This is a genomic window from Acinetobacter sp. LipI_15, assembly GCF_058242865.1.
This window is the reverse complement of the sequence record NZ_JBZAYN010000005.1, coordinates 1-4,395: the sequence shown is the minus strand read 5'-3', so window position 1 is coordinate 4,395 and position 4,395 is coordinate 1. Positions and strand designations below refer to the sequence as shown.

Sequence of the window (4,395 nt, the reverse complement as noted above, 5' to 3'; positions counted from 1 at the left end):
TTTTCCCCACCACGCGGTTCCTTAGATTTGGTGGATATGACTTTGAGACAAAATCTGAGCGTATGGCTCTTAATCTACACGTGTCTCCGGTTTATGCTTCCGGATGTATACTGTTTAAGCTATCCGTTGACCCACTTTGCTTGAGATGATCTCACTCAGTGGTGCCGCTGCTTCCAGATTTCTCCTCAGCTAGCCTGTAACATTGCTGTTACCTCAAACGCCATCAGTTGTGCCAATGAGCTGCGCTTCCCTCTTAGAGTGCATTTGCCGCAACACATTGCCGTTATTAGTGACCCTTAACATCCTGTCAGGGTCTCACGGTAATCGTTAAAACAGGGTTTCAATACAAAAAAAATTGTATCTAGTCAGGCTATATCTAACCTCACGACCACTTCACAATCATTCGATTGTTTATAGGCTCCCGTGTCCTTGTCGCCCAACCCCGTTTACAACGGATTGGATCGAAAAGGAGTATTACAACTCCCTAGCGCCCATCAGATCGTACCGAACGGGATTTCTCCAGTAGTACGCTCAATCGGTCAACTCAAAATGGCTAGTTCTGAATTGTGCGCTATCTAAAAAAACATGGCTTTAAGCAGGCTGTTGCCTGCTCAAAATCGCTAAAACGAAAATGGTCAGGCAGTTGGTCAGACTGCTTTAAGTCAATGAATATTGCGACTATAAACCAAGCAAAAACAGATGTAAATTCCGTCACCTAGGAACCACTTGATTGCACGATGACAAATTGTGTCAATTAAGTCCGACCAATGCCTTTGGCATTGGTAAAAAATCAAAATCGTTGAAAGCATTATAAAATATAGCTTTTAGTTAGAATAAATATTGCTTGATTACATAGGACTTTTTAGAATATTGTTTGATGACAATTGAACAAATATTGCTTGGTAACAATAAAATGATTCATTACAGCCCGAACAGTCGTTATACAGCGCAAAAAATTGTAGATAAAGTTGCAAACGGTGCGTATTTCTATAGTCACTTTACTATTGAATCTGATAACACGATGTTTGCAGATAAAATCCAAAAACTCATAAAAAAACTCAGCCAAAAATATTCTTTAGATTTAAGCCCACGACAAAGGACTTATCGTTTAAATAAAAAAAATGAGCCTATTGCGGATTTAATTATTCAAAAGCGTTATGACCAAGATATATGGGAATTTTGGCTGTTTGTGACAACTCCAAAAAGCAATGAATACAACACTCTTAAAAGCGAGGGGCAATTAAAGAAAATAGTCAAACAGCGAATATCAGAAGTTGAAACAACGTGGAATCGAGAAGAAGAACAAGAACAAATTTCATTGATTCAGACATATTTTAATGACCATGAAAAATTCAAATTTGTTTTACAAAAGCCCTTTTTAAAAGTTGCGTTTGGAAATGGGAAAAATGTTGAACTGGTGCGCCTTTCACACTCAAAAAAGAAATCAAAGAATTATCCTGATACGGAGAAAAGTGCAAAAAACTATACATGGACTTGGCGATTTGATGAGCCTAGCGTGCAGCTGATTAAAAAAAGCTATGTTGAAATTATAAATACACTTATTTCAAATAATGACAAAAGCGTTGGCATGTCTAAGTTGCAGTCATTTTATGATGATCTGAAATTTTACGGAGTCTTCAAAGGGAATCGGCACCAGATCGGACGATTGTTTGTTGATGCGGTCAGTTATCACTTCAAAAAAACAGGGAAAAACTTTAGAAAAATGGACTACTACATTCCTTTAGAGCTGAATTACCTGCCCCGAATTAAGAATTATGCAGATGATTTTATTCAGTATGTTTTCTTAAGAAGGATTTATGAGAGTGTTCAAATCAATTTGAATAAAGACGATGTAAATCAAGACACTTACACCGAACTATTTAACAAATATTTGGTTTAATAACAGGACTTAATATGAATATTGCAACCTTAAAAACTGCTGAAATATTTAAAAAACTCCCTCATTTATTTAAGTCTAAGTTTATATTTTTTTTCCTAGGCTTTTGGTTGATGCTAACAGCATTTCACTATGTCGATATTGTACCTAGTGATGATTATTTAATAATCTCAAAAGCCTTGGGAATACTTGCTTTGATCACCTATTTTTTTGAAAGAAAATAGGTATTACCCTTTGAAATCAGTATGTTTACGCAATGCTGTAAATATCCGTTTTGCAGTTTCTTCACGTACTGATTTTGGGTCTCTCAAAATACCGGCAATAAACAGAGTAAAAGCATCGTATGTCGGGAATGTAGAAAGGTCAGATATGTCACTTACACGACTTAAAATAGCACTATATTTGCTGATTTGAGCATCTGTTAAATCGCAGAACATATCTATTGTGTTCGGGTCCCGAGCTTGTGTCGTTAGAGTTTTAGGTTTTGGTTTCTCTTTTACAGTGAACTTAAAGCCGACTACAGAACGCCCCTGCTTTATATTCTCATAGCTGAGGTTAATATCCGTATTTTGATTAATTTCATCTAATGAGGGTTTAATTACCCTTTTTTTTAAATTACTTAAATCTTGATACGACTCAGGTAAGCCAAGCTGTTCAAAAAGATCATTAAGGCTGATTTGAAAACCGCCCATCACCTGATGTTTCTTAGCTAAGTGATAGATGTCTAGTGAGTAGTCTTTCCGGAGCCGTAATACAACCTCTTTTTTATATTTTGTATAAGGATTTAAAGCATCAAACTCCCTAAGAAGAAGAAGGACTTCATCAGTAAAGTAGAGTTCTGAACCCCCTTGCCCTACTTTATAAACAACCTTGTTCAACCATCTTATTTTCACCCGATCCCCATTTTGTGCTGTATATCCGAAAAATCGGGTAAAAAGACGCTCTGACGCTGTTTCTAGTGCTGTGTATGCGGTTGAAAGATCGACATTACACTCACGTGAAAATTCATGAGATGAGATAAAAATAGGTTCATTACTTGATATTTGTGTTGTTCTAGCAAGCGGCGTAGACATGATAAAAAGACGTTTTTCATCAAGGCTCATTCCACGAAAGCATTCAGCAACTCGGTTTTGTAAGACAACCCAATCTTTCGGATAATGTTTCTTTAGATCTACAGCCATATAAACAGCTCAAAAATAATAAATCGGTTTGTTTTTATACTAAGTACATTGTTTGAGTCAATACTTTTTTACAAATTAAAGTACATACATAGGTTTGTACTTTAATACTTGGCGTTTGTACTTTTTAAACTTGGCGTTTGTACTTTTTAAACAGTGTTTAACTTGGCGTTTGTACTTTAATACTTGGCGTTTGTACTTTTTTAAAGTTTGAAAGCCATGTTACACGTGGCTTTGAGGGGGGGCTAAAAGTATTTAAAAGCTTCTTAAAAGAATAAAAAGGAGCAGGGGAGTGAAAAACAGCCCTATGGCACTCGCTTCGCTCGTGGCATTTTGACCTCGTTTCACTCGGTCTTGGGGGCTGTTTTTTGGTGACTGCTTTCGAGGATTCAAAAAAGCAAAAGCGGCTATGAATTCGCTTCGCTCATAGAGCTTTTTTGCTCGCTTCGCTCGGTCTAGGTGCAAATACCAGCATTTGATTTAATTCCTTTTGTCTTTTTTATTTTTTTAAAGCAGTTTTTCAGAGGGTCGAGGCTCAACTTTTCTTTGTGTCACTCGTAGACACTCGTTAAATATACCGTTTAAATGCAAAAAATAAGGGTTTTTAGCTACTTTAGGTGTTTTTTTGATATTACCTACATGAAGTAAATTAAAGTGCCTTAGAAAGCAAAATAGAGAGATTTAGGAACTCACCTCGTTTAGTTGTTTTGCCGCAACCGAGGGAGTCATATCTCACTTTCGTAGAGTTCACGTTGTTTGTCGAGTAGAACATGGGTAGGCAAATACCCAAGTCATTATCACAATACGTCGTTCTTTATACTAAAGAATGGAAAAAACTCATCTTAACGAGGACTCCCGCTAATTTTTCTAAATTAGTTAAATATTCAATTAGTTAGAATTGAAACTATGAAAAAAATCATGCAGTACACAAGACTATGCTGCCGTATTTTCTTTTCTTTCATTAACGTTTGCTTAGTCCTGACTTAGATCGGGAGACCAATCCCGACCTATCAGAACAAACAATGGCGACCAAACCATTTTTAGCTATGTTTCGCTTTTTTAGATAACAACATAAAACCGACTCGGATTTTCGACAACACTACTCCCTTTACCACCCTTAGCAGCCACGCCACTGGTGAGTTCGCAATGTTTAATACAGCATCGACTTCGTTATTTTCATAACTTATACGACCTACTCATCCTCTCTCCCTCTCCATGCCTTGCCGTGACAACTCAATGTCTAAGCATGGAGATTCCCAAGTTATTTCTAACGATCTTAGCAATTGAACGCCAATGCTCTTTTGTCTGTCAGTGCTTCCA

At 36.9% G+C, this 4,395-nt stretch carries 3 protein-coding genes; 2 read left to right on the top strand and 1 reads right to left on the bottom strand.

Annotated elements, in window-relative coordinates; all coding sequences use genetic code 11:
* The first annotated feature begins 877 nt into the window (after positions 1-877).
* Together AC4CU0_RS16060 and AC4CU0_RS16055 are read left to right on the top strand one after the other, a co-directional pair.
* Positions 878-1,900: a hypothetical protein gene (locus AC4CU0_RS16060; protein ID WP_247166083.1), complete on the top strand. Its 1,023-nt coding sequence runs from the start codon at positions 878-880 to the stop codon at positions 1,898-1,900.
* 14 nt (positions 1,901-1,914) lie between these two features.
* On the top strand, positions 1,915-2,121 hold the full coding sequence (locus tag AC4CU0_RS16055; protein ID WP_179991696.1) for a hypothetical protein: 207 nt from the start codon (positions 1,915-1,917) through the stop codon (positions 2,119-2,121).
* A gap of 3 nt (positions 2,122-2,124) precedes the next feature.
* Here AC4CU0_RS16055 and AC4CU0_RS16050 read toward each other — a convergent pair whose 3' ends face one another.
* Positions 2,125-3,078, bottom strand: a complete 954-nt coding sequence (locus tag AC4CU0_RS16050; protein ID WP_179991697.1) for a replication initiation protein — start codon at positions 3,076-3,078, stop codon at positions 2,125-2,127.
* Positions 3,079-4,395 lie beyond the last annotated feature (1,317 nt).

Bases quoted from the DNA above. Each gene is read 5' to 3' on its own strand.
- AC4CU0_RS16060 (WP_247166083.1), top strand. From the start codon at position 878: ATGACAATTGAACAAATATTGCTTGGTAACAATAAAATGATTCATTAC.
- AC4CU0_RS16050 (WP_179991697.1), bottom strand. From the start codon at position 3,078: ATGGCTGTAGATCTAAAGAAACATTATCCGAAAGATTGGGTTGTCTTA.
- AC4CU0_RS16055 (WP_179991696.1), top strand. From the start codon at position 1,915: ATGAATATTGCAACCTTAAAAACTGCTGAAATATTTAAAAAACTCCCT.